Annotated in this window: 20 protein-coding genes and 1 tRNA gene; 5 read left to right on the top strand and 16 right to left on the bottom strand. The window is 48.3% G+C overall.

Going from position 1 to position 26,120, the window contains the following annotated elements; all coding sequences use genetic code 11:
- Positions 1–59 precede the first annotated feature (59 nt).
- The 6 genes from ispC to rimO all read right to left on the bottom strand — a co-directional run bounded on the left by ispC (position 60) and on the right by rimO (position 6,893).
- On the bottom strand, positions 60–1,271 hold the full coding sequence (gene ispC / locus JFC05_RS04420; protein WP_198335928.1) for a 1-deoxy-D-xylulose-5-phosphate reductoisomerase: 1,212 nt from the start codon (positions 1,269–1,271) through the stop codon (positions 60–62).
- A gap of 74 nt (positions 1,272–1,345) precedes the next feature.
- Entirely contained in the window at positions 1,346–2,155 is an 810-nt protein-coding gene (locus JFC05_RS04415; protein WP_198335927.1) for a phosphatidate cytidylyltransferase, read from the bottom strand.
- A 241-nt stretch (positions 2,156–2,396) separates the two neighbouring features.
- The gene (gene uppS / locus JFC05_RS04410; protein ID WP_198335926.1) at positions 2,397–3,155 is read right to left on the bottom strand and encodes a polyprenyl diphosphate synthase; all 759 of its coding nucleotides are present in this window, start codon (positions 3,153–3,155) and stop codon (positions 2,397–2,399) included.
- A 318-nt stretch (positions 3,156–3,473) separates the two neighbouring features.
- Entirely contained in the window at positions 3,474–4,028 is a 555-nt protein-coding gene (frr, locus tag JFC05_RS04405) for a ribosome recycling factor (protein ID WP_075101541.1), read from the bottom strand.
- A gap of 128 nt (positions 4,029–4,156) precedes the next feature.
- Positions 4,157–4,882 carry a UMP kinase gene (pyrH, locus tag JFC05_RS04400; RefSeq protein WP_075101540.1) on the bottom strand — a complete coding sequence of 242 codons (726 nt, stop codon included), beginning with the start codon at positions 4,880–4,882 and terminating at the stop codon, positions 4,157–4,159.
- Positions 4,883–5,312: 430 nt separating this feature from the next.
- On the bottom strand, positions 5,313–6,893 hold the full coding sequence (rimO, locus tag JFC05_RS04395; RefSeq protein WP_198335925.1) for a 30S ribosomal protein S12 methylthiotransferase RimO: 1,581 nt from the start codon (positions 6,891–6,893) through the stop codon (positions 5,313–5,315).
- A gap of 134 nt (positions 6,894–7,027) precedes the next feature.
- Here rimO and JFC05_RS04390 point away from each other — a divergent pair, with 134 nt between their 5' ends.
- The 3 genes from JFC05_RS04390 to JFC05_RS04380 all read left to right on the top strand — a co-directional run bounded on the left by JFC05_RS04390 (position 7,028) and on the right by JFC05_RS04380 (position 10,580).
- A complete protein-coding gene (locus JFC05_RS04390) occupies positions 7,028–8,407 on the top strand; it encodes a two-component system sensor histidine kinase NtrB (protein WP_198335924.1) in 1,380 nt (459 codons plus the stop codon).
- A gap of 66 nt (positions 8,408–8,473) precedes the next feature.
- Positions 8,474–10,279, top strand: coding sequence for a sigma 54-interacting transcriptional regulator (locus JFC05_RS04385; protein ID WP_198335923.1), 1,806 nt, complete (start codon positions 8,474–8,476; stop codon positions 10,277–10,279).
- 216 nt (positions 10,280–10,495) lie between these two features.
- Positions 10,496–10,580 (top strand) — tRNA-Leu (locus tag JFC05_RS04380).
- 295 nt (positions 10,581–10,875) lie between these two features.
- Here JFC05_RS04380 and JFC05_RS04375 read toward each other — a convergent pair.
- Positions 10,876–11,871, bottom strand: a complete 996-nt coding sequence (locus JFC05_RS04375; protein WP_198335922.1) for a serine/threonine-protein kinase — start codon at positions 11,869–11,871, stop codon at positions 10,876–10,878.
- Between the two features lie 217 nt (positions 11,872–12,088).
- On the opposite strand from JFC05_RS04375, the gene JFC05_RS04370 reads away from it, so the two are divergent.
- Entirely contained in the window at positions 12,089–13,054 is a 966-nt protein-coding gene (locus tag JFC05_RS04370; protein ID WP_198335921.1) for an ATP-binding protein, read from the top strand.
- Between the two features lie 14 nt (positions 13,055–13,068).
- Here JFC05_RS04370 and JFC05_RS04365 read toward each other — a convergent pair whose 3' ends face one another.
- The 8 genes from JFC05_RS04365 to JFC05_RS04330 form a co-directional block, all read right to left on the bottom strand.
- Positions 13,069–14,187 carry a ribonuclease Z gene (locus tag JFC05_RS04365; protein WP_198335920.1) on the bottom strand — a complete coding sequence of 373 codons (1,119 nt, stop codon included), beginning with the start codon at positions 14,185–14,187 and terminating at the stop codon, positions 13,069–13,071.
- Positions 14,188–14,215: 28 nt separating this feature from the next.
- The gene (locus JFC05_RS04360; RefSeq protein WP_198335919.1) at positions 14,216–14,476 is read right to left on the bottom strand and encodes a hypothetical protein; all 261 of its coding nucleotides are present in this window, start codon (positions 14,474–14,476) and stop codon (positions 14,216–14,218) included.
- A 105-nt stretch (positions 14,477–14,581) separates the two neighbouring features.
- Positions 14,582–15,250 (bottom strand): glutathione S-transferase, encoded by a 669-nt coding sequence (locus JFC05_RS04355; RefSeq protein WP_198335918.1) that lies wholly within the window; start codon positions 15,248–15,250, stop codon positions 14,582–14,584.
- Between the two features lie 230 nt (positions 15,251–15,480).
- The gene (rarD, locus tag JFC05_RS04350; protein WP_198335917.1) at positions 15,481–16,551 is read right to left on the bottom strand and encodes an EamA family transporter RarD; all 1,071 of its coding nucleotides are present in this window, start codon (positions 16,549–16,551) and stop codon (positions 15,481–15,483) included.
- Between the two features lie 477 nt (positions 16,552–17,028).
- Positions 17,029–18,099 (bottom strand): EamA family transporter RarD, encoded by a 1,071-nt coding sequence (rarD, locus tag JFC05_RS04345; protein ID WP_198335916.1) that lies wholly within the window; start codon positions 18,097–18,099, stop codon positions 17,029–17,031.
- A 211-nt stretch (positions 18,100–18,310) separates the two neighbouring features.
- Positions 18,311–21,103 carry a DNA gyrase subunit A gene (gene gyrA / locus JFC05_RS04340; protein ID WP_198335915.1) on the bottom strand — a complete coding sequence of 931 codons (2,793 nt, stop codon included), beginning with the start codon at positions 21,101–21,103 and terminating at the stop codon, positions 18,311–18,313.
- 303 nt (positions 21,104–21,406) lie between these two features.
- Positions 21,407–21,586 carry a YdcA family protein gene (locus JFC05_RS04335; RefSeq protein ID WP_198335914.1) on the bottom strand — a complete coding sequence of 60 codons (180 nt, stop codon included), beginning with the start codon at positions 21,584–21,586 and terminating at the stop codon, positions 21,407–21,409.
- Between the two features lie 156 nt (positions 21,587–21,742).
- Positions 21,743–23,404, bottom strand: a complete 1,662-nt coding sequence (locus JFC05_RS04330) for an alpha/beta hydrolase family protein (protein ID WP_198335913.1) — start codon at positions 23,402–23,404, stop codon at positions 21,743–21,745.
- A 265-nt stretch (positions 23,405–23,669) separates the two neighbouring features.
- Between JFC05_RS04330 and JFC05_RS04325 the strand changes: the two genes are divergently transcribed.
- Positions 23,670–24,599 (top strand): methyltransferase domain-containing protein, encoded by a 930-nt coding sequence (locus tag JFC05_RS04325; RefSeq protein WP_227697401.1) that lies wholly within the window; start codon positions 23,670–23,672, stop codon positions 24,597–24,599.
- A gap of 17 nt (positions 24,600–24,616) precedes the next feature.
- On the opposite strand, the gene JFC05_RS04320 is transcribed toward JFC05_RS04325, so the two are convergent.
- Complete coding sequence (locus JFC05_RS04320; protein WP_198335912.1) at positions 24,617–26,029, bottom strand: ABC transporter ATP-binding protein; 1,413 nt, start codon at positions 26,027–26,029, stop codon at positions 24,617–24,619.
- Positions 26,030–26,120 lie beyond the last annotated feature (91 nt).

Here is a 26,120-nt window from a genome sequence, read left to right as displayed (position 1 = left end):
CAAGTTCTCTCGTACAAGGCTGATTTGCAGGACTTCTATTCTTATAGCGTCTGCGCCGCTTATATGGATTTTGCCACCTTGGCCACCAATGCCTCAGTATGCCGACGCGCTAGCTGGTCAATCGACAATATATCTTCTATATCCGCCGACGCCGCTAACAGCGGTACTTGTATCTCACTGAGTGCCTGCTCATTGATATCAGCAATATCTGTCAAGCGAATTTGTCCTGCCAAAAACGCGGCCACGGCAATCTCATTGGCGGCATTGAGTACGATGGTCGCCTGCGTACCCGCTTGCATGGCTTGTCTCGCCAAACGCAAACAGGCAAATTTTTGTAAATCAGGCTCGATAAATTCTAGGCCGCTTAGCGCATACAAGTCCAAAGGCTGCGAGCCGCTATCGATACGCGCAGGATAGCTGAGTGCATGAGCAATGGGTGTCTTCATATCTGGACTACCCAGCTGCGCCAGAAAGCTGCCGTCGCTATATTCTACCATTGAGTGAATGATACTTTGTGGATGAATCACCACATTTATTTTATCCTCACTCAAATCAAACAAATGACAGGCTTCTATCAGCTCAAGCCCTTTGTTCATCATCGTTGCCGAGTCGACCGATATCTTTTGTCCCATCGACCAATTGGGATGTTTGACGGCTTCAGCGACGCCAGCTTGCTGCATCTGCGCAAATGACTGCTGCAAAAATGGCCCACCAGAGGCTGTCAACCACAATTTACGCACCCCGTGCTTTGGCTGGTGAATCTGGCGGCTGTCTTGTTGGATATCTACCGGCAAACACTGAAAAATCGCGTTATGTTCAGAGTCAAGCGGCAACAAAGTGGCGTGGTGGGTTTTGACCGCATCGATCATCACCTGTCCTGCCATCACCAGCGCTTCTTTATTAGCAAGCAAAATACGCTTGCCTGCGCGCGCTGCTGCTAAGGTAGAAGGCAACCCTGCTGCACCGACAATGGCAGCAACGACCGTATCGGTTTGGCTATCGGTGGCGATATCTACAAGCCCTGCTGCGCCGCCGACGACCTCGATATCAAGCTTCGCTGCGCTTAGACGCTGAGCAAAATCATCGACTGCGGCTGCCGGTACGTTGACGCGCTTTGGCAAAAACTGCTGACACAGCGCAAACAGTTTGTCCAAACGATGGTAACCCGACAAGGCATAGACTTGGTACTGCTGCGGATGGGCCGCCAAAATCGCCAACGTACTATCGCCAATCGAGCCAGTTGCGCCTAATACGGCGATACGTTGCATCATAACCATCGTTGCCTATCAATAATACAAAAAAAATAAAAATAAAGCCTAACTGGATAAATCCAAGCAAGACACTTTTATACCACCATCAAACCAAAGTATTGCAGTGCCCAAAAGCCAAGCGCAAATATCGGCGTGGCAGACAATAAGGAGTCAATACGATCAAGGATACCGCCATGCCCTGGCAAGATTGTCCCTGAGTCTTTGACACCAGCACGGCGTTTGAGCATTGACTCAAACAAATCGCCGAGTACCGAAGCCAATATCGTCAGTACCGATAGCGCGGCAAAGGCGATCAGTGGCACCCCTGTCAGCTGTAGCTTAAAGACGCTGATGGCCACGACGACGAGCAACCCTGTGACAATGCCGCCGGCCAATCCTTCCATACTTTTATTGGGTGAAACGTTTGGTGCCATTTTGCGGCGACCAAGCTTGCGCCCGACAAAATATGCCCCACTATCCGCGCACCACACCAATAAAAACACATACAGCAGCCACCAAGCTGATAGCTGCCACAGATAAAACATAGCCGTAATGGCGGCGGTTAATATCACCGCACCCATCACGCCCAGCTTTTTGCCATACCAATTGGTCGTCGTCGGAAAGACCCGAACCCAAGACAGCGCCATCAGCCATATGGCGAGCGATGCGGCCCACCAAAACAGCCACGTCACTTTAAACAGCAGTGACACCACGGTCAGCGCCAAAACCAAAAGCACAAATAACGCTGGCTGACGCCATTTGGGCATCAGCTTGGTCCATTCGTGAGCGGCGATGATTACCCCTATCGCCAACAGCGGCGCAAACAAAATCGGTGTTTGGCTCGCAAACATTGCAATACCAACGATAATAACGAGAACAATTGCCGTCTTAATCCGTTGCCACATACTCATTGAGCCTTATAATAATGAAAAACGTATGGTCAAAAAATGCATTATAGCAGCTAATCCACAATAGCCCACTCATTGCTACTGACTGCAACAAAAGCGGTTTATTATTTCATAAGCACGCGGCCTTAACCACTGTGAATAATCACGACTAAAAGCGTAGCAGGCTTTTAAGGCACAAAAAAGACAAGCAGCGAGCAAGTCTCGGACAAGCAAGTATAAGATAAGACGTTAGGGTCGTTTAGGGTAATTGCTGCGCGCAAGCGATTTGCTCGTTGGTTTTACCAAAGCGGCGTTGGCGCTGGGCAAACTCTGCAACCATCGATGCCAGCTCTGCTGCGCGAAACTCAGGCCATAGGGTTTTGGTAAAAAACAACTCAGCATAAGCGGACTGCCATAATAAAAAGTTCGATAATCGGTACTCACCGCCCGTCCGTATCAGCATATCGACCGCTGGGGCGTCTGCTAACTGGACATGGCGGCCAAGCAAGTCTTTATCGATATCATCAGCACACAGCTCCCCTGCCTGCACCTGTTTGGCCAACTGTTTGGCAGCACGGGCAATATCCCACTGCCCACCATAGCTGATGGCAATGACCAATGTCATGGCATCAAAATGCGCGGTTTTTTCTTCTGCATCGGCCATCAATGCTTGTAACTCTGCACTGAGCGGACTGCGATCTCCGATAAACCGTAAGCGAATACGGTATTTGTCCATCCGCGGCATTTGCTCATGAATGGTCGAGGTTAAAAGCTGCATGAGCAGCGTCACTTCACTCGGCGGACGTTGCCAGTTTTCGCTAGAAAAAGCAAATACCGTCAAAACCTCAATACCAGTATCGACACAGTATTCGACAATAGGGTCTAGCGCATCTTTGCCTGCCACATGTCCATGGCCTTTGGGTAGATGATTGGCTTTGCCATAGCGGTTGTTGCCATCCATGATGATGGCGATATGACGGGGTAGAAGAGCAGGAGCCAAGGCGGCTGAAGTAGACATAGGCTAGCTTGCTTATTGTTGAGATGGTTTAATAATAACGCGTGTCATGACGGCAAAAAAGCCAAAAAGATAAGATGTGGTGATTATTCACAAACTTATCATAAAGCGGTCTGCTACGGCTTTATGATTGACGACACAATAATAAGCAGCCAATCGCACTGCGCAGTGGCTGCTAAACGACATATAGTCCATTGGAAATAAAGCTTTTATAGATAGGGCTGCGCGACTGGTATAAGCGTTACTTGCGTGCTGCTATCGTTCGATACGGCGCAGCCTACATTTAAAAACAGCACCCCAGTCGCGCTCTGCCATCAATCGTTATACTTCCATCAGCTCGCTTTCTTTTTTGCTCAAACGGCTGTCGATGGTCTCGATGTATTTGTCAGTGATTTTTTGAATATCATCACTAGCGCGGCGCTCGTCATCTTCCGAGATCTCTTTTTCTTTTGCCAGATCTTTTATGTCATTCATCATATCACGGCGGATATTACGAATCGAGACGCGGCTGTTTTCTGCTTCACCGCGCGCCAGCTTTTGCATATCGCGGCGAGTCTCTTCTGTCAGTGCTGGCATCGGCACACGAATCACATCAGCAGTCATCGGGTTCAATCCCAAATCCGCTTCGCGAATGGCCTTGTCCACGGCCTGTACCATCGTGCGGTCAAAAGGCTGTACAAGCAATGTGCGCGAGTCTTCGACATTGACACTGGCTACTTGGTTGAGCGGTGTGTCGGCGCCGTAGTAGCTGACCATCACGCCAGATAGCATGCCTGGATGGGCGCGGCCTGTACGTACCTTACTAAAGGTGTTTTCAAGCGCTTCTAAGGTTTTTTGCATACGGGCTTCGCCGTCTTGCTTAATCTCTTTAATCATTGTGCATCCTTATTTATCGCTGTCGATAAATCATTCATGGTTGTTAATAGATAGTTATTTTTCGGCAATTCATCGCTCGTAGCAGAGCGCTTGACCACGCATATTGGGCAATATTATGCCAATTAATACTAATGATAAACGCGCGTGCCTTCGTTTTCGCCCATGACCACATTTAATAAGGCGTTGGGCTTGGTCATATCAAACACTTGTAGCGGTACATTGTGCTCACGGCACAAGGCGATAGCGGTTAAGTCCATAACGCCAAGCTTTTGCTCTAAGACTTCATCAAAAGTCAAACCATCGTATTTTTTGGCATCGGCGTGCAAGCTTGGGTCTTTGTCATAGACGCCATCCACTTTGGTGGCTTTTAATATCAAGCCTGCTTCAACCTCGATACCGCGCAGACATGCTGCTGTGTCAGTGGTAAAGAAAGGATTACCAGTACCGGCGACAAAGATACAAACCTCACCGTTTTTTAGGTAGCGAATGGCATTGCGGCTGCTATAGCTTTCAGTGACTTCACCAATCGGCAAGGCTGACATCAAGCGCGTTTTGATATTGCGGCGCTCAAGCGCATCACGCATGGCCAGACCGTTCATCACAGTCGCAAGCATACCCATTTGATCGCCGGTCACACGGCCGACTAGGCCCTCTTGTTGCAGCTGGGCACCGCGATATAAGTTACCACCACCAACGACGATACCAACTTGCACACCAAGGCCGCGCAAGTGGGCGATAGATAGGCTCATCTTATCGAGCACTTCGGTATCGATACCCATGTCCTTGCCACCAGCCAAGGCTTCGCCTGAGAGTTTTAGCAAGATACGAGAGTAACGCGGGTTTTTGTCAGACATGAGGTCACCTTGTTAGCATTAAATTATAATTAAAGTCATCGATAAAATACAAATGAAGATTGCCTTCTGATTTACGTACAGCCAGCGTTGATACGCAAGCCAGTGTCTGCGTATCGCTAGGTTACGTGCAGCGCCCTACTCGTGATGCAGTGCTGAACAGACAAAACCGTGCTGAGTAGATAAAAGGCCAAATTGCGCTAATTGTAGCAAAAACTGCCCGCGATTGGGCAATTTTCACTCATCTATCATAGTGATGGCTTAGGGCGTGTCCTCAATTCAATCGATAGCCATCTAAATGAGCTAAAAATGGCCAAATCTGGTCAAACGGTGTCAAATAGCTGACGAATATCTCGATATTATCTGCGCTATTTTCCTTGTTTGACGGCGATTTATCTCATTTTTATCACCATTTTTAAAATGAGGACACGCCCTAGCCTTGATAGCTGGCAAATAAGTCGTACTCGCTGGCCTCGTCAATGGTGACGGTCAAAAACTGACCAACCTTGACTTGCGCGCTGATGTCATCGACATAGACATGACCATCAATCTCTGGGGCATCGGCGTAACTCCGACAAATCGCAATGCCCTCAGCACCATCAATCTCATCGACCAATACCGTTAAGGTTTCACCGACTTTCTCTTGCAGCTTTTGTGCTGAGATGTCTTGTTGTAGCGTCATCAAGCGCTCATAGCGAGATTGCTTCACTTCTTCAGGCACATGACCTGGCAAGTCATTGGCTACCGCGCCTTCGACCTCTGAATAGGTAAAGGCACCGACGCGGTCAAGGCGTGCCTCGACGAGCCAATCGAGCAGACATTGAAAGTCTTCTTCGGTCTCGCCAGGGAAGCCGACGACGAAGGTTGAGCGAATGACGATATCAGGGCAAATCTCACGCCACGCTTTGATACGTGCCAAGGTGTTTTCACTATGCGCTGGACGCTTCATGGCCTTTAAGATGCGGTGACTGGCATGCTGAAACGGAATGTCTAAATACGGCAGTAGCTTTTTTTCGCCCATCAGCTCGACGACTTTATCTACGTGCGGATACGGATAGACATAATGCAGACGCACCCAGATACCCAAGTCATTTAGTGCTTGGCATAAATCATAAAACTTGGATTTGAGCGGCATGCCATTCCAAAAGCTGGTTTTGTACTTCAGATCGAGCCCATAGGCTGACGTGTCTTGCGAGATAATTAGCAATTCTTTCACGCCAGCGTTTTTGAGCGCCAGTGCTTCGTTCATGACATTATCAATCGGACGCGAGACTAAGTCACCGCGCAAGCTTGGAATGATGCAAAAGGTACAACGGTGATTACAGCCTTCTGATATCTTTAGATAAGCATAATGGCTTGGGGTCAGTTTAATACCCGCTTCATTGATCAGATCTATTTTTGGATCGTAATGGCTATCTACGTCGCGCTTGGGTTTGGGCACATGCTGCGAGACGGCAGTGATGACCTCATCATAAGCATGTGCGCCTGTGACCGATAGCACCGCTGGATGCATCTCACGGATTTTATCCGCTTCTTTTCCTAAGCAGCCAGTAACGATGACTTTACCGTTTTTGCTGATGGCTTCTCCGATGGCATCGAGCGACTCTTGTACCGCTGACTCAATAAAACCGCAGGTGTTAACCACCACCAAATCTGCGCCATCGTAGTCACTTGCGACCTGATAACCATCGCGGCTAAGCTCTGTGATGATCCGCTCGCTATCGACCAGTGCCTTTGGGCAACCAAGCGACACAAAACCGATCTTTGGCGCGGCTTGAACTGGCGCATCGCTCGCAGCTGTACGGGCTACTGTGGCATCGCCACTTTGCGCGATACTGCGGTTTTGATTGTGATTGGCTTTGTGGTGATAGGGCTGAGTACCGTCTGCCTGACTCGTTGACTGCTTTTGCGCAGGCTTAGCAGGATTAAAGATAGTGGCTGTGTTTTTTGGAGCAGTAGAAGCTGGCTGTGAAGATATCGTCGTATTTACCGACTCGGTAGAGGTGTTGGGCATGGCTGACCTTGCTTGAGATAAATTGGCTGTGCGCATTGTACGTTTTTTTTATGATAATCACCAGTTTTGCCGCTCTATAGTGTTGATTTATGATTAAATATTGGTAGATTTCTTTTTTATGTTAGGCGTACTTCATGACAGCTGATGTAGTAGTGACAAAACCTGCCCCCAATTTTGCCTTTATGGCTCAGCATTTGTTTACGGCTATCTTGTGGGTCGATGAGGATCTGACCATTACTTGGCTAAATGCTCAAGCAGAGCAACTGCTGGCGACCAGTAGTGGCCGCCTACTGGGGCAATCTATCTTGGCGCTGCTCACCCCAAAAACCTCAACATCGACTTTCAAAGACCACCCCAAAGATCATCTCAAAACCCATAGCGATACTCACAATTCTAAAAAAACAAAGGATGTCGCTTGCTCCTTGACCGAGCGCTTTCGGCAAGCCAAAGTGTATCAACAGCCATTTATTGATCATGATCATCTTGTGAGCACACAATTGAACAATCATACAGCGCTGCTGATCGACTATAGCGTGACGCCGGTCATTGATGAGCAGCAGCATGGTTTTATCATTGAGATGTGGGGCAAAGATCGCCAAAGCCGTATCTCAGAGGAGCAGCGCCAGCAGCAGCAATATAACGTCGCGCGTCAGATGCTACGCTCGGTCGCTCACGAAATAAAAAACCCATTGGCCGGTATTCGCGGGGCGGCGCAGTTGTTGCAGCGGCAATTTATCAAGTTTAGTGAAGGCGGTTTTTTGGCTGATGCAGCGCACTCTCAGCAAAGTGCTGCCAGCCCCCCTCCTGACAAACAAAAAAACGCGGCAAAACTGCGCAGCTACACCGATATCATCATCGCAGAGACCGACCGTCTGACTCAGCTTATCGGTCAGCTTCTTGGCTCCAATCAGTTACCAAACTGGCAAATGCTTAATATTCATGAGCCGCTAGAGCATGTCTTGTCTCTAATCGTCAACCAATATCCACAGGTGACGCTACAGCGTGATTATGATTTATCACTGCCTGAGCTCTGCGCTGATAAAGATCAGTTGATTCAAGTATTTTTGAACCTCATTAATAATGCTTGTGAGTCGATGACTGAGCTTGAGCAAACGCTACAACAGCATAAAATCTCAGAGTCTCAAGAAACACCACAAACTACTATGCAAATAGATAGCAATTCTACTTATCAGCCCATACTGCATCTACAAACACGAGTGGTCTTTCAGCACACCATCGGCAGCCAGCAGCACAAACAAGTTTTGCAAGTGACCATCACCGATAATGGCTCAGGCATAGATGACGATCTCATTGGCCAGATATTTTTTCCGATGGTCACCAGCCGCGCAGCAGGCACGGGTTTAGGGCTGTCTATTGTCCAAGATATCATCAGCCGCCATCATGGTATGATCGATGTCAGCTCCGCCCAATCGAACACCCATCACACACGCCAAACTCAGTTTGCCCTGTATTTGCCCTTTAGCCAGCCAGACCTTACTATAAACACCTCATAACAATCCTATAATAACCTCATGACAACCAATACACCCTCTGATGTTATCGCCCACTAGGCCCAAGATATGACTGAGTATAATGACAACCGCGCTTTACATGACCATCAACTCTCAAGCGATCAGCCAATACCTGCTTCAACGGATAAGCACAGCAGTCCTGCCGCTACGTTATGGCTTATCGATGATGATGCCGCCCTACGCCTGATATTGGCCGATACCTTTGAAGATGCAGGGCTCACTGTGATTAGCTTCACGCAAGCGCAAGCGGCATGGACACGCCTAAATGATATCTTGCAGCAGCAAACACCTGCAGACCAGCTCCCTGATGTGATATTGACTGATATTCGTATGCCTATGATGGATGGTCTGTCCTTTAGCGACTGGGTACATCAGCATTTCCCTCAGCTGCCCATCGTCATTATGACGGCACACTCTGATCTAAGCTCTGCCATCAGTAGCTATCAGACTGGCGCGTTTGAATATCTGCCCAAACCCTTTGATTTAGATGACGCGGTGACAACGATTTATAAAGCCATTCACTATCAGCCCCATACCGATGTTAAGACAAAAAACACCAGAAAACCCGCTGTCAAATCAGATGCGACGCCCAACGAGCCCAATAAACCTACTGAGCCGACTGGCCATACAAACCAAGCATCCAAAACCTCACCAACCACCGCGCCGATCAAACTAGCTGCCAAAGAGACATCCCCGACACCACCCGCCGCGACCGACAACCCCAGTGGCATCATCGGGCAGTCACAAGCGATGCAAACGGTGTTTCGCGCGATTGGCCGTTTGGCCCACTCTCCCATCACAGTGTTGATCACAGGCGAGTCAGGCACCGGTAAAGAGCTGGTCGCCAGCGCCCTGCATCAGCATTCACCGCGGCGACAGCAGCCTTTTATTGCCTTAAACATGGCAGCGATTCCGCATGATTTAATCGAATCTGAGCTATTTGGTCACGAAAAAGGTGCGTTTACGGGGGCGACGACCACACGGCAAGGACGGTTTGAGCAGGCCAATGGTGGGACACTGTTTTTGGATGAGATCGGTGACATGCCCTTTAGTACGCAGACACGTTTGCTGCGAGTATTGGCCAATGGCGAGTTTTATCGCGTTGGTGGGCAGCAGCCTGTCAAAGTCGATGTGCGTATCATCGCCGCCACTCATCAACACTTAGAAGCACTGGTCAAACAAGGTAAGTTCCGAGAAGATTTGTTTTATCGCCTTAACGTCATACGCTTGCCTCTGCCGCCCCTGCGCACACGCCGCGAAGACATCCCTGCCCTCGCCAACTACTTTATGCAGCGCGCCGCCAAGCAGATGAATACTGCCAAAAAACATCTGCATCCAGCAGCACTGCAAGTCATGCAGGCGTTTGAGTGGCGCGGTAATGTGCGTCAGCTCGAAAATGTCTGCCTGTGGCTGACCGTGATGGCCACCGGTGACACGGTCATGGTAGAGGACTTACCACCAGAGCTGCTCGATAGTGTGCCAGCGGATATAACACAGCAGCCACAGCCACCTCATGCAGCGCGCTCATCCCAAATCCCGCCGCAGATAGGCATGAATACCCAAGGGTCGATCGACTCTGGCGCTATTAGCCCCAATCCACCTATGACGACGCAGACCGACTGGCAACAGCCTCTAGCCGCATGGGCAAAGCAGGCGCTACAGACCGGCGAAACCGACATCTTGCAAACAGCAATGCCTGAGTTTGAACGCGTACTACTCACCGCCGCCCTCAACCATAGTGGTGGCAAAAAAATAGCGGCGGCCCACCTGCTAGGCTGGGGACGCAATACCTTGACACGCAAATTGCAGCAACTAAACCTCACGCCAGCACAAGATCAAAATAAATATCACTAAAACGTTAAAAAAACTTAAAGTAAAAGCCCTTTTATATCATTAACTTATGAAAAATATGAAAAATAATTGCTAAAATATCGAAAATAATTGCAAATAGGGGTTGCCAAAAAATTTAAACTCTATATAATAGCCAACCACTGAGACGCACTACCGAATCAGTTAACTATTTCGATAGCATTTGAGTTCATATGCTTTTGATGATAGAGTAACAAAAATGGGGCTGTGGCGGAATTGGTAGACGCACCAGATTTAGGTTCTGGCGCCGCAAGGTGTGAGAGTTCGAGTCTCTCCAGCCCCACCATTTTCGGATAGTACATCTTAGACCAAATATTAAAACCTGCCTTGATGCAGGTTTTTTTGTGCCTGTTAGTTTTTATGCTTGCTAATTAGAACGCTCCTACTAAACGCCAAGCATCGAAGCTATTATCGAAGTATAGCAGCTTCAGTATTTAGCGCTCAGCGTTTGCTCCAATCTATACTATAGTCAATTCTCAATAAAACAGATACATTATATATCAACGTGGAACTGTATCGTTTTTATACTGAACTCACTATACGCTTTATTTCTCAACACTCTTCCCGAACCGACCTTCTCTTTAATCCCACATACGTCTTAACGCCAAAAGTATCTGTGCCATGCTTTGATACCTTTTCTCTACCCGCTTTGCCAATGCTTGATCAATAATGGGTTGATAATGGCGGTATGCTGGCGGTAGCCTTGGAATTGGCTGCTGACAGTGCTGGACTGCCCATGCCTTGAGCGGCTCACGACTTTGTTTATCAATCTGCAACGGCCGCACCCCCACCAATATCTCATACATCATAATGCCAAACGCATAGACATCGCTCTGCACCGATGCGCCGTGTCCTTGCCAGCGCTCAGGTGCCAGATACGCCGGTGTACCCGCAAGATGACCTATGGTTGACGCCTCCACACGAGTGGCCAAAGCAAAATCAGTTAATAACAAGTCAGTCTTGAGGCTGCTATCATCTGCCTGACTTGACAAAAAATGAGGTGGCGACAAATCATCTAGCAAGATATTACTGGGTTTAATATCATTATGCAGCCAGCCTGCGCGATGCAGCTGCGTGATTACTTGTGCCGCTTGCATGATAAGCTGATGCTTTTGACGGGCGGGCAGCGGCCGCTTTAAATACTGTGATAGACTGCCGTTTTTATAATAGGGCATCACCACAACGATGAGCGCTGACGGCGGCGCTGCGATATGCAGACATAACTCATGATGCGCCAGTAGTGGCGGTGCCACGCGCTGATATGGCGTTAAAGCAGACAGCGCGGTGATGATGCCATACTCATAAAAGAGGCCGCTAGATACCGCTTGAGCGCTCTGCTGACAATGATGCTTGCTTAATTGCCACTTAAGTAGCACTGGGCCAAACTGTGAGTGCATGGCACGGCTCAAGCCCTGATAGTCGCCTGCATACACGCCAATGCGCAAGTGCGATACCTGACGATACTGCAACTTTACCAATTCTTTTGTCAGTACAGGCAATATCTGCTGAGCATCAGCCTGCCATACTGGCGCTGTCTTCGCTTGTCTTAGCGATGAATTACTGGCATTGTCTTTCATGCTAAAGTAAGGCCTTTATTTAGAACTGCTTTGTATTTGTATATCGTCATTTTATATAGCCAACCCAACATAAAATTGGCACACTTGATATCATATGCTACTGGTATTCATTTTGCGCAGCATCTGCCGGCGTAGGCACAGCACGCAAGGAAAATAAATGCCAGTAAGACGGTACCTATTTTCGTTAATATTTTTCTGTTATAAGCGACCCAGTATTATGTCCCAGTCTTCCACATCCATTATAAATTATGCCCTGCCCGAGCCGCTATTAGAGTTACTGGGGCAGTATCTGCAAGAGCAAGTCACACCAAAGATCGATATCGATCCTCAGCAGCTGGCCTATCGCTGGGTTGGTGGTCACCGCGGGCGCTTGGAGCCTTTGGCAGTCAATTTGTTTTTAAGTCTGGATGATTTGCATGGTATCGATACGCAAAAGGCAAAACTGGTGCAAAACACACGGCAGTTTTTAAAGGGCTATCCGGCCAATCACGTCTTGATGACAGGGACGCGCGGCGCAGGGAAGTCATCGCTGATTCGAGCATTGCTACAAGCCTACCATAGCGAAGGGCTACGTATCATCGAAATCGCCCGTGATGACCTGCGGGTGCTTGATAAGATACGCGCCGCCATCCGTGCCCTACCAGCGGACACCGATTGCCGCTATATCGTGTACTGTGATGATTTGGCATTTAACGGTCAAGATGAGAGTTATCGGACGTTAAAAAGCGTGTTGGACGGGGCGCTGGACTCCGAGCAAGACAAGCTACTGGTCTATGCCACCAGTAACCGTCGGCACCTTTTACCGCAGCTGATGAAAGACAATGTCAATATTTATAATGGGCAAACCGATGAAGTCAATCCTTATGAGACCATCGACGAGACGGTATCGTTGTCTGATCGCTTTGGACTTTGGTTGTCGTTTCACCCGATGGATCAAAATACTTACTTACACATCGTTCGCCATTATTTATCACTTTCGCCAAATCGCAATCTAGATAATGCGAATGACGTTAAAGAAAGTAATAATAATGAAGAAGAAAATAAAGCGCTACCTGACAATATCAGAGCCGCTGCCTTACGCTGGGCATCAGAGCGTGGCGGGCGTTCGGGGCGAGTGGCCTATCAGTTTAGCCGCTACTGGATAGGACAAGCGCAGTTAGCTGCTGAGGACAATCAGTCTTAAACATCGGCTACCTGTCATTTTTTAGGAGCGCGTGCAGAACCTAAGTACTGCACGCGGCTACCCGCTTCTTCATCTACCAAATTCGCTGCGCCATTTACTATATATTGGTCAAAATCTGCGGCCAGCCATAGATTGCCTACATAAGCACTTTGGGCATCCAGACGAATATGCGCCATGTTTGGCGTATGACTCTGCGGATTATCAAAGCTTTGATAACGTGGGCTAAAATGGGTCAAAATTAAATTTTTAACGCTGTTTTCTTGGGCAAATTTGCCGATCAGCTGCGCGCTACTGTGCATGGGATCAAAGTCTGGGTTTTTTGCCTGTATCTTATTTAACACCGCATGGGTATAAGTGGCTTCATGCACCAGTAAGTCTGCATCAACGACCGCCGTATATAAGCACTCTGGCGTATCATTATCGCCTGCAATCACTACCCGAGTACGTTGGCTGTCATTATCGATATACTCAGCAGACGACAGCATGCGTCCGTCTTCTGTCACAACATCTTCGCCTTGCTGCAGCCTGCCCCACAGCGCACTTGCTGGGATACCATCAGCTGTCAATTTATCAGTATTCAGGGTACGGCGGCTGATCGTCTGAGTAATACCAAAACCATAAGAAGCGACGCGGTGCGACAACGGGTGAATGTCTATAACCAGCTGATGTTGGTGATCTACATTGATAGTTACATCACTTTTATGCTCATCATTTGGCTCAGACAATATATCTTCTATCGCCATAAATTCAATGGCAAATGGCAAATACAGCTCGGTTGTCAGCCTCATCGCCTCAAGCATTTTGGCAATGGCTTTGGGCGCAATAAGCGTCAGCGCTGCAGTACGTCCTGACATGGCCGCACTCGCAAGCAACCCCGGCAGACCATAACAATGGTCGCCATGCACATGAGTGATACAAATGGCTTGTAGCTGATGCAAAGATAGCTTGGTATGAAGCAGCTGATGCTGTGTGCCCTCACCGCAATCAATTAAAACCCAAGGACGCGACTTTTTGTTTTGCTGTCGACTTGCCCCCGAGCTATAAGGATTGAGGCACTCTATCGCCAGCGCTGTGACGTTACGCTGCTTGGTTGGCACGCCAGCGGAGGTGCCCAAAAAGGTGAGCTTTAACATAAACGCCCTCTTTTAGCTAAATCCTTATCTACTGTAACGACTGGCATAGCATGGTTCTTTGACCTTCAATCATTTTACCGCCATTGGCTGTACATTCATTGACCATATTGGACTCATAAGATTTCCAGCCGCCATAAAAGCTGGCAACACACAAAATTACCACCAGCAGCTTTTGTGACCATGCTTTGATAGATACTTGCTGGCGATGCACCTCTGTAGCCTCTGTATGCTGTTTGGCTGCAATCTCACTGTCAGTCGGTGTCGTGTTGGGCTTATTCAAGTCTGTCATTTCTTATCCTAAAAAAGGTTTTGTCTATAAATAAACAAAACCTTTTATGTTAATTTTAAATCAATGATTAGGGCGTATCCTAATCATTGATACCATTCGCTTTGTTTAGAATTTTAAACGCCCGCCTTTTTCTTCGGCATGTTTAAAGGCATCACGCTCTTCGCAGCGTTTTAGCCAGTTTAAAATATTGGTGTACTTACTGCTATCCAAACCAGAGCCTGCATTGGCTCCGACGACGGCAAGATGCATCTGAATATCAGCGGCGCTAAACTCACTACCAGCAAACCAATGATTGTCCTGTAGGTGCTGCTCCATCATGCCCAGCATACTATCTAAGCTGCGGCTAATCATGTTTTTTTCCACTTGGCTTTGAATTTTTTTACTCACAGGCTTAATTAGCATTGGTGATTGGTCAACAACTTTGCTAAACACTAAACGCATCACTAGCAGCGGCATCAATGATGCCTCGGCAAAGTGTAACCAAAAGGTATAAGCCTCCCACGCCGCTTCGTTGTCATCAGCAGGTTTGAACTGCTTGTCGGTATCGTAATGCTTGATTAAATACTCGATGATAAACCCTGACTCAATCAGCACGCGATCGTTGACCTCTAGCATTGGTGCATGACCGATTGGATGCACTTTTTTTAAGCTATCAGGCGCACGATACGCTTTGTTGCGCTCGTAGCAAGTCAATTCATAATCGGTGTTTAGCTCTTCTAACAGCCAAATAATACGAAACGAGCGTGAGTTTGCTAAATGATGAAGATGTAACATAAACCGTCCTAGTTATCTTGTGAGTGAGCAATAGCATATAGACAAAGTGTCCTGCGCCTGACGCACTTGGCAGTAACGGCGTTTGTCCGTGACAGTGCTTGGTGTGCATACTGCTCGATAATAGCGCAATTCATCTGTCATTGACACACAAACTGCGGTGCACACGGGCAAAAACTATGGCTAAAAACCATGGCTAACAAATCAAACCTATCACCCGATAAATGATCGCCTTACTTTGAATGCAGCTGCTCTATCTTGCGCGTCATTTTGTCTATTTTTTGCTGATAGCGTTTGATTTTACGAAAACGATGAGCCGCAAGCACCCCTTCGATACGGCGATTTTTTAGACGACGACGCGGCGGAAAGCTACCGACTTGTGGCTCGTTGTAACCATGCAGGCGATCATCACGGCGACGCGCCCTATAGCCAAGCGCACTATCAGCAATCATAATCAGCAGCGCGACAAAAATCATGCCGTACATAAATAATGAGCCGCCCTCATTGATGCTTTGGCGCAATATCGTAATCGAAAAGATAAATAAAAAAATCGGCTCAAGATAGCATAGCGTGCCAAACAACGAGACGGGCAACTTTTGACTGGCGACCATGGTCAGCGACATCGCCGCGGTGCTGATGATACCCAGCAGCGGCAACAGATACCAAAATTTATCGGTAGTGATCGCCAGCGCAAACCCGCCACTCATATACAGGGCGATCATCACCACTGGCGTCAGCAGTACCAAATCAGAGATAAGGCCGGTGATGGGCGGTACTGCCAGCTTGCGACGCAGCAGATAATAAGGCGGATAACCCAGACAGACAAACAATGTCGCCCAAGAAATCGCGCCGTACTGCCAGACATCATACGCGATGCCCAGAGCTGCGCAGATGGTGGCGACCCACTGTAGCGGTGTCATCGCTTCATTGTAAAAAAACCGACCCACCATGATCATAATCATCGGGTACAAAAAATACCCCAGTGTCACCTCAAGACCCAGATCATTGACTGGTGCCCACATAAATATCCAAATCTGGGCGCCCAATATCGGCGTCGGCAAGATAAATAAAAACCACTCTTTGGGTGTTTTTAGGGTTTTTAGATAATCAAAGATATGCTGCCACTGTTTTAACACACTGACCAGTAGCACCAAACTCAGCAGCATCATCAGCACACGCCACGAGGCGACTTGCGTCCCAGATAGCGGCTGCATCAATAGACCAAATAAAAACAACAATGAGTATAAAAAGTTTGCTGCTACGGCAGCGATGGTGCCCTGCGACGTTTGGGTGGTGGTGAGCATAAAAACAGCCTTTTGAAATAAGCGCACGTCCTTGGCAATTTTAGAAAAAAACAAAAGCCTCAGACGCGGACGTCGGAGGCTTTTGTCTACAAGACCTGTTGTCTATCTCATTGTACACGCAGGTTGTACGTCGCCAATCATACTAAAACCCTTCGGTTTTAAAAGCAGGCTAATACAACCATCTGTCGTTACATATCACAAGATAAACGCTTGAAATGACTCATACTTATATCATAGCCAGCATTATGTCAAAGTCAGAATAGATAAGCAATGCATCCACTTAACGATTCTTTGAATTTTTATATAGCCGATCTACTTTAAGACAGGTGCCGTACTACTGAAATGAATTTTATGCCGCCTCTGGCGTGATGAAATCACACAGCGAGCAAAGCAAATTTATACCAGTAGCGCCTGACACATAGTATCTTGAATGCCAGTTTTATTTCGGAGCGACTATATCATTACGAGTTTGACGCTTTATTTGGCATCTAACTGCTCTATTTTTCGCTGGATTTTATCCATTTTTCGCTGATAACGGCGTATTTTACGAAACCGATGCGCTTTTAGTGCGCCATCAATACGGCGATTTATCAGGCGGCGGCGCGGTGGAAAGCCACCTACTTGTGGCTCGCGGTAGCCATGCAAATGATCGCTACGGCGACGACTCAGATAACCTATCGCACTATCGACAATCATCACCAGTAGCGCTGTCGTAATCATGCCATACATAAACAATGAGCCTCCTTCATCTAAGCTCTGACTGAGCACGGTGATGGACAATACAAACAATAGCATAGGCTCGATATAGCTAAGCGCGCCAAATAGCGACACGGGTAGTTTGCTACTGGCCAGCATCGTCAGCGACATCGCCAGTGCACTAAAAGCGCCTAGCAGTGGCAATAGATACCAAAACTTCATATTTTGCGCCGCCATACTAAAGCCGCCACTGGTATAGAGCATCAGTAGCACCACTGGCGTCAGCAGCGTCAAATCAGACAACAATCCCGTAATTGGTGGCACAGCAATCGTCCGCCTGAGCAGATAATACGGCGGATAGCCCAAGCATACAAACAGCGTCACCCACGATATCGAGCCGTATTGCAAGATATCATGACCAATGCCAAAAGCCGCCAGTAGCGCCGCCGCTCCTTGCAGCAGGCTCATCGGCTCACGATAAAAAAAGCGACCAAGTACGATCATCACCAGCGGCAATAAAAAATACCCCAAAGTGACATCAAGGCCATAACCGTTCACAGGTGCCCACATAAACAGCCAAATCTGCCCACCCAATATCGGGGTTGGCAGTATAAATATCAGCCAGTCTTTGGCGGTTTTGAGCGTTTTTAGATAATCAAAAACATGCTGCCACTGCTTGCTCACACTGACCAGCAGCACCAGACTGAGTAGCATCATCAGCACACGCCATGACGCCACTTGCGTGCCCGTCAAAGGCTGCATAAATAACCCAAATAAAAACATCATCGAAAATAAAACACTCGATGATATCGACGCGATAGTCCCCTGAAAGGTTTGATTGGTCGTCAGCATAACAACAGCCTCAATTTAGCACTTTTTAGGTATAAGTAAGTATCATTCAAAGATCAGCATAAACAGTGGTAATAAAAGATAAAAAGGATTATCAAAGACAACATCCTATAAGCGATAAATGACATCCAAAAAAAAGCCTCCAACGATAACGTCAGAGGCTTTTTCTAGAGCAAGAATGCCAAACTAGAGCAAAAGCGAACTACTGAAACCGTTATTTATCGTCGGTATTGTCACCCTCAGTATTTGTCTTATCTAACACAGGATCATTGGCAATGTCGATCACATCGTGAACGTCGGTCGCCGCATCGATATCGATTTGCGCTTGGCCTGCTACCTCAAAGGTGCCATCTTCACGCATGGCATCGACCAGTTCATCGTCGCTCTCTTCGTGCTCGACCCGCGCCATCGCCACCAGCTTTTCTTCTTTTGATAGGCGAATCAAGGTGACGCCTTGGGTGTTACGACCAGAGCTGGCCACATGCTCAACAGGCGTGCGCACGAGCGTGCCTTTGTCCGAAATTAGAATGATATCGTCTGTAGGGTCAACCTTGGTCGCTCGCACCAGTGCGCCATTACGTGCGCTGGTTTTGATGGCTATCACACCGCCGCCACCGCGGTTTTGCGTATTAAACTCGTCGATAAAGGTACGCTTACCAAAGCCGTTTTCACAAGCGATAAGGATTTCGCGTACATCATCTTCGATAACGACTAGTGATTTGATAAATTCATCATCAGCCAAACGCATACCGCGTACACCTTTGGCAGTACGGCCCATGGCGCGGGCATCGTTTTCATCAAAACGAATGGCTTTACCACTCGATGCAAATAGCATCACCTCTTGGCTACCGTTGGTGATACGGGCGCTCACCAGTTTGTCACCGTCTTCTAGACCAATGGCAATCAGGCCATTTGAGCGGATATTGGCAAACTGCTTAAGCTCTACGCGCTTCACCGTACCATTGGCAGTGGCAAAGAAAACAAACGGCGGCTCGGCCTCATTGCTATTCTCTGAGCTATCATCATCGCCATCACTCACAGCATTGCCAGATAGCTCTTCGACGATTTTTGGAATAGGCAAAATGGTGGTGACAGTTTCGTCAGCATCCAAACTGATGAGGTTGACCAATGGACGACCTCGTGAGCCTCGGCTGGCAATCGGCACCTCAAACCCACGTAGGCTAAAGACGCGGCCGCTGTCCGTAAAGCACAGCACGGTCGCATGCGTCGAGGTCACTACCAAGTGATCTATCACATCGTCTTCTTTCATAGCAGTTGCCGACTTGCCTTTGCCGCCGCGTTTTTGCGCCACATAATCATCGATAGGCTGAGTCTTGGCGTAGCCGGTGCGCGAGACAGTCATCACGACAGTCTGCTCAGGGATGAGGTCTTCACGGTTAAAGTCCATACGCGAGTCGATAATATCGGTACGGCGCTCATCACCAAAGTTATCACGAATCTCGATAAGCTCATTAGAGATGATACTCATCAGCTTATCAAAATCACCAAGAATCGACTCCAAATGAGCGATTTCACGCAGCAAATCTTGATACTCTTCGGTCAACTTGTCTTGCTCAAGTCCCGTCAAACGGTGCAGCTGCATGTCTAAAATCGCATTGACCTGCTCAAGTGATAAGCGATAGCGCTCCTCACCTTCGATCAAACCAAACGGCGCTTTTGGGTCCTCGCCTTCGATAAATTCAGGACGCACAGACTGGCTACCAGCCGCTGTTAGCATCGCCACGACACTACCGGAGCCCCATGTATTATTTAATAAGCTCTCGCGTGCCAAGCCGCGGTTGGCCGAGGCTTTGATAGTGGCGATGATATCGTCGATATTGGCGAGCGCAACGGTCAAACCTTCGAGCAAATGACCACGGACGCGCGCTTTGTTTAGCTCAAAAATCGTACGACGCGTCACCACTTCTTGACGGTGACGAACAAAGGCGGCGATCAGCTGGCGCAAAGTCAGCAGTTTTGGCTGACCATTATCCAGCGCCACCATATTGATACTAAAGCTCGACTCTAGCGGCGTTTGCAAAAACAAATTATTGACAATGACTTCAGCCGTCTCGCCGCGGCGCAAGTCAATGGCGATACGCATCCCTTCTTTATCAGACTCATCGCGAATCTCGGTGATGCCCTCGATTTTTTTGTCTCGTACCAGCTCAGCGATACGCTCAATCAGCTTGGCTTTGTTGGCCTGATACGGCACTTCGGTAAAGACAATACGCTCGCGATCACGGTTGACACCTGTGTCACTCATCGGCTCGATATGATAGCGCCCACGAATATGCAAGCGGCCTTTACCGGTACGATAGGCATCTAAAATACCCGCGCGGCCATAAATAATACCGCCCGTTGGGAAATCGGGGCCTGAGATATGCGACATCAGCTCTTCCGCTGAAACTTGCGGATTTGCAGCATAGGCCAGACAAGCATTGATGACTTCTGTCAAGTTATGTGGCGCCATATTGGTCGCCATGCCAACGGCGATACCTGTTGCGCCGTTGACCAGTAGGTTGGGAATACGCGCTGGCATCACGCTTGGCATGCGCTCAGAGCCATCGTAGTTGTCTTCCCAATCGACCGTGTCTTTATCCAAATCAGCAAGCATCTGGTGCGTAAGCTTGGTCATACGAACTTCGGTATAACGCATGGCGGCCGGTGGATCATCATCGATTGAGCCAAAGTTACCTTGGCCATCGACCATCGGATAACGCAGACTAAAATCCTGCGCCATACGCACGATAGCATCATAAACCGCACTATCACCATGTGGGTGATATTTACCGATGACGTCACCGACCACACGTGCTGATTTTTTGTAGGGTTTGTTATAATCGTTTGATAGCACGTGCATGGCATACATCACACGGCGGTGTACAGGCTTGAACCCATCACGCACATCAGGCAGCGCACGTGAGACGATCACGCTCATCGCATAATCCAAATACGACTGCTTTAGTTCATCTACGATGCCAATAGGACTGACCGATTCGCTCATATACACTCCTTCACTCACTTTTTTCTGATGCTGTCAACATTGCTTGAGATGTCTTTGGGTCATACAAAAATACAGCTGCCAAAAAATGCAGCTATCATTGAAATATAGACTCCAAAAAACCCTCACTCAGCGCACAAAACAACAAGAAAATAGTGATACGGTTTTTGTTAAAAGTAACGTTTTATAAAAGAAGCTATTTTAGCACAAATTTGCCGTATTAGGGGCATTTGCACAGGATTAAAACCAAGCGAATCAGGAGATTAGCGGTCGTTTTTTTGACTTTTTTTCTCTATTTTTTGTGTGTCAGCGGCAGATCTTTTTAGACTGACTAATCTTGCCGTTATGACAAACAAATTTGCCATCTTTTGAGCAGTGCGACACCCCGCCCATTTTCCCTGAACAAGGTGTGTTTCGAGCTTGTGCTTGGCTGATGGGCGTAGTGATAATGACGCAAGCCAGTAGTGATAACAAGATAGATTTCATAGGGTTTCTCTTATTGACGTCTCGTTAAGCGGCATAAAAAACTGCGCCCAATCTCATGGACACAGTTTGGTGGATTGTCAGATGATTTATCCGTTTGAGTATCGTTAACCTATTGCGAAATAGCAGCCGTAGTACATGACCTAAAGGCTGCCGATGTTATGTTGGATTGACTACCGGCTTAAAGTTTTGATCAAAAAATGCACGCGTGGCCTCAGTACAGGCTGGACTGACCAGACCACCATGATAGTTGGTATAAAATGCTAGGAGCGGTATATTGCCTTGCGCCTCAGCGTCAGCTTTTACCTTTTCTACGCTCTGACTAAAGCGGGTCTGTACGCGGACTCTGACCGCCTCTGCATCCCAAGTATTCATGGCAGCTTGCCCAATCAAGCTCAAGGTCTGCTGATCTGGACGCTCGTCAGCATTGTCGATATCGACATCGAGCACGGTGACATTGAGGGTTTTGGCTGATTTTTTTGCCGCTGCTTGCAGTAGCGTGACCATCGAGCCGGTATTGGTATCAAAATAAACCGTCGGGTCTTGGTTGCCGCCGCAAAGCAGTGTCGGCATGGTCGGCACATAACCGCGTAAGTCATTGTCTTTTAATGCCTTACGTAAAGTGTTTTCAGGCACGGCTGCTGGTAGACCATCGCCGTTCTCTGCCCACAGCCCATCAGGATTTTTGTCGGTATCAGCGACATAGGCGGCACGAAAATCTGTCTTAATCAGATAGTCATTTTCATCATAACCACCCAAGATAGAAAACAGTTTGCCTTGCTCTAGCCCTGCCAGCCTAGGGTCACTAGGATTTTTTTGAAACAGCGCATTATTAGGCAACTTGCCCATCTCCACTAGCTGACCAAACGACAACGCATTTGGCAGCTGTGCATCCGCATATTTATCTAGGAATATGTCTGATTTTTTATTATAAATATTGCCATATTTTTCTTGTAGGCCACTGCCAAGTAATGGCGCAAACCTTGAGGCACCGATATTGACGTTACCTCTAAATATCTCATCACCAAACGCTGCGAGCGCATAGGGCCCCGAAGATGGCGCGATGGCTGTCACTGGTTTTTCTTGGGATTGTAGCAATCTGGCCGTTGCCATCGTGACATAGCCGCCTTGCGAGTAGCCAGCGATAAATAGCTTGCCTGAATCCACAATATCACGGTAATTGACCGCATTGGCACGCTTTTGCCGTGCCATGATATCGCGCGCGCTGTCTAGGGCATCGACCATGTCTGTCGACTGCTGCTGAGCCACAAGGTAAGGATGGTAATCAAGCGTGGAGTCATCATAGCCTGCATAATTGGGGGCGACCACGATATAGCCTTGTGCGGCAAAATTAGCAGCGATTAAGTTGGCTTCGCTTACCGCAGGATTTTGGATATTACCCACTTGCGCAAAGTCATAAGACTTGTCGGTGGTCGTACCATGGGCATATAATAGCAGCGGTCGCGCGCCTTGGCATTCAGGAGCATCGCCCGTTGGCAGCATCAAAGCTGCGGTAGCATTGGTATCTTCGTCTGCAGCACCCTTGGTATCATAGCTGACTTTTTCTATCGTGACGCCGCATTTGGCTGCGGGCGTTGCGGTACTACCCAGCCCAAAGCTGCTGTCTACTTGAGAGGCGCTAAAGGAGTTGACAAATTCAGCAGTGGCTGATGAGACGATATCGACATCATTGTCAAAGTCATTGTCATCGCCACAGCCGACCAGCCATACACTACTGGCGATGGCGACTGATAAGACACTGCGCATTGCTATCGGTTTGTGAGTCGCTGCGCGGCCGCGCCGTGAGTGGGAAGTGATCATAATGGCTATCCTTAGCAGTCAAAAGCGGTGAAAAATTGTGAAAAAAAAGCGCCGTACGTCCTTGGCAAGTAATGATACATTTATACCGCAAATACTACCGAAAAGCTACCAGAAAACAGGCGCGGCAGAACATCACAAACACCAGCCATACCCGCGTTGAGTATCGACAAGCCTGCTTAGCCTTTCATCCCGTAGCCGATGATACCAAGCGCTTAAGCACACTCAACGCCCACAATCACCTTTTACCGATAACAATATGACAAATATGGCAAACGACAACGACCTCAGTCTCAGCGACATGCACGCATCTTCCAAAGTAAAAACCAAGACCACCACTAAGTTCACCACTAAAGCCACCGCCCAACCAGCAACAGCCGCTCAAAGCCGCAGCGAGCGCACAGATCGCAGCTTTGATGCCATCGCCGATCATTTTGAAAAAAAAGTCTACGGCGGATTAAAGGGTGAGATTAGGCTGGCGGTACTACGCCGTGATATTTTTGAGTACAGCGCCCAGATGCACCAGCGCCTTGGCCGGCCGCTGCGTATACTAGATGTGGGTGCAGGTCTGGCACAAATCGCCATCGAGCTGGCCGCCCAAGGGCATACTGTGGTAATCAATGACATCTCCGCCAACATGCTTGCCAAAGCACAGGCTCATGCAGCGCAGACAGACACGCCTCTTGATATCACTTGGCATGTCTGCCCTTATCAGGAGCTACCAGCAAAGCTAAGCACAGAAAAGTTAGATGCAGAAAAGTTTGATTTAATACTATGTCATGCGCTGCTTGAATGGTTGGCAGAGCCCGCTGCCGTGATGGACTTTTTTGATCAGTATTTGATGCCCAAAGGCGCGCTGTCACTGTGTTTTTATAACCCAGCGAGCTTTGATTATCGTAATTTAATCATGGGAAATTTTAATTTACTCGACAATAGCGACTATAAAGCAGACAACGTCAAGAGCCTAACGCCCAATCATCCAGTCGCAAAAGAAGAGGTCGAGACTTGGCTCGCCGCGCATCGTTATCACGTCATACGCAGCAGTGGTCTACGCGTGTTTCATGACTATGCCCCGCTCAAACGTGGCGGACACACTGACCCCGAGGCGGTAATACGTATGGAGCTACGCTATTCACAGCACGAGCCCTACAAATGGCTGGGACGCTACCTGCATATACTGGCAACACGGCAAGCCTAACCTGCCTGCTCGCTTGCTCAGTCTTGGCGAATATCTGCAAACCGCTCTACGCCATCGTACTCTGACCATGTGGTGGCATTGACGTCCGTTTCATCGAAGACAACCACATGCTCGAGTATGGGCAAAATACCGATGTGTGAGCCTATCTCATGATTGTGGTGACTGGCGACCAAAGACAATACCGTCTGACCATCATCCAACTGCAAACGGTATAGATAGTTTGCACCGCGAAACACGCGGCCAACCACCAATGCTGTCTGCGTACTGTCATCGTCATGAATGATGTCATCAGGGCGCACCAGCACCTTGATCGGTGTGCCATTTGGATAATCATACTCACAGTACTGCGGATAGCCGGCTTCGTCGTAGACTTCCATACGGCGATAGATATCACCTAGCGCTGTCTCGACGTGCCCTTCTTTGATGATGCCATCTATCATCGCGCCTTCACCGACAAACTCAGCAACAAACGGACTTACTGGCTCATGATATAGCTCACTTGGCGTCGCCCACTGTACCAGCTTACCTTGATGCATCACCCCAACTTTATCAGCAATAGCAAACGCTTCGTTTTGATCATGCGTGACCAGTATCGCAGTGGTATTGGTGCGTTTGAGAATATCACGTACACTCATCGCCAGCGACTCACGCAGTACCACGTCTAAATTAGAGAACGGCTCATCAAGCAGCAACAGCTTAGGTTTTGGTGCCAGCGCTCTTGCAAGCGCCACACGCTGCTGCTGACCGCCTGATAGCTCATTTGGGCGTTTGTCCGCGTGCTCAGTCAAGTCAACCAAACTTAGCATCTCAGCCACGCGGGCTTTTTTGTCGGCGGTAGACCATTTGTTCAGGCCAAACGCGATGTTTTTTGCCACACTTAGGTGACCAAACAACGCATAGTCCTGAAACACCATACCCATGCCGCGCTTGGCTGGCGCAACGGCAAACGACTTGCGCGCGCGCTTATCTGTCAGGCGTTGATTGCTCAGATAAATACTACCACCGCGGCTTTGCTCTAGTCCTGCAATGGCACGTAAGGCCGTGGTTTTGCCACAGCCACTATACCCCAAAAAACACCCAATCTCGCCCTGCTGTAACGTCAACGACAGACCATCGACGACGATCGTATCGTCATAACCTACGATGAGATCTTGGACACTAAAATACGGCGACACTGCGCTATCTACTTGGTTTTTTTGGGAATTTGTGTTTTTAACTTTATGGTCTTGGCGGGTGTCTATCTTTTGCGGTGCCTCATCGGGTTTTGATGCATCTCGCTCGACAGCCGCATGCGCCAGATTATGGGCTTTGATAACTGAGGCGTTTTTTCGGTGCTCAAGACGCGTCTTGGCTTGTATAGCCTTGGCCTTTAGACTGCTGGTATGGATAGATTTAGATTCTGATGGATCATGGGTTGAATCAGTGTACATAAAAGGTACCAGTTAGCGATAAAAAATAAAACCTTGAGCATGCTGCGCGCACATACAGATGGGTGCTAAAAACGACTAAAATCGTACTGTA

Source organism: Psychrobacter celer, assembly GCF_016107555.1.
Classification (GTDB): Bacteria; Pseudomonadota; Gammaproteobacteria; order Pseudomonadales; family Moraxellaceae; genus Psychrobacter; species Psychrobacter celer.
Note: the sequence above shows the minus strand (reverse complement) of the source record. Positions and strands in the feature narration are given on the sequence as shown.